Annotated in this window: 1 protein-coding gene; it reads left to right on the top strand. The window is 28.6% G+C overall.

The features are described 5' to 3' along the window. On the top strand, positions 1–203 hold a 203-nt coding region (locus tag KJQ99_RS11600), incomplete at both ends, for a BspA family leucine-rich repeat surface protein (RefSeq protein WP_214150795.1).

A 203-nucleotide genomic window follows, 5' to 3' on the forward strand; every position in this document is an offset into this window, starting at 1 on the left:
TGAAGCTTTGAGCTTTGATACTTCAAAAGTAACTAATATGAGCCATATGTTTGAAAATTGCTTTGATTTTAATCATCCATTAAATTTCAATACTTCAAATGTCGTTGATATGAGCAGTATGTTTAGTGGTTGTGAGTATTTTAATGAAGCTTTGAGCTTTGATACTTCAAAAGTAACTAATATGAGCCATATGTTTGAAAATT

The organism is Campylobacter sp. 2018MI13, from assembly GCF_018501135.1.
GTDB lineage: Bacteria > Campylobacterota > Campylobacteria > Campylobacterales > Campylobacteraceae > Campylobacter_E.